The organism is Oleiphilus sp. HI0043, assembly GCF_001634935.1.
Genome location: NZ_LWEY01000668.1, coordinates 1 through 762 on the forward strand (window position 1 = coordinate 1; position 762 = coordinate 762).

The 762-nt window shown below is 44.1% G+C and carries 1 protein-coding gene; it reads left to right on the plus strand.

The features are described 5' to 3' along the window. Positions 1–120: 120 nt before the first annotated feature. The coding region (locus A3729_RS08070) for a Bax inhibitor-1/YccA family protein (RefSeq protein WP_082882052.1) at positions 121–762 on the plus strand (642 nt) is incomplete at its 3' end.

Genomic DNA, 762 nt, shown 5'->3' on the forward strand with positions numbered 1-762 from the left:
TGTAAATGTAGTATTATTCTAACTAAACATACTTGGTTTAAAACGGAGCATTACATGCAAGATAATAGACATCCACAAGCTCAGGCGGCTCACACTCAAGGTGATAACCTCGCCAATATTATGGGTGCTAATTCGCAAGCGGCTTTAGGTGCTGATGTTTCATCGGTACTTAAGAACACATACATGCTATTAGGTTTAACGCTGGCCTTTTCAGCTGCCGTTGCCTATATCGCAATGGTTATTAACGCGCCACACCCTGGCATGATCATAACGCTGGTTGGTTTTTACGGTTTACTGTTCGGTATTCACAAAACGGCTAACAGCGGCATGGGTCTTGTACTTACCTTCGCACTGACAGGCTTTATGGGTTATACAATTGGCCCCATCCTTAGCATGTTCATTGGCGCAGGCGCTGGCCACTTAGTTGCTAACGCACTTGGCTTAACCGCATTCGTATTCTTTGGTCTTTCGGCTTATGCCTTGATCACACGTAAAGACTTTAGCTTCTTGGCAGGTACGATTACTGCTGGTTTCTTTGTTCTTTTAGGTGCAATGGTTATTGGTATCTTTACCGATATCGCGGGTTTACAGCTAATGATCTCTGCGGGGTTTGTACTTTTCTCGTCTATGATCATTCTGTATCAAACCAGTGAGATCATTCACGGCGGCGAAACAAACTACGTTCTAGCTACCGTGACACTATTTGTGTCGATCTATAACTTGTTCCTAAGCTTGCTTCAGCTACTCATGGCATTTAGCGGG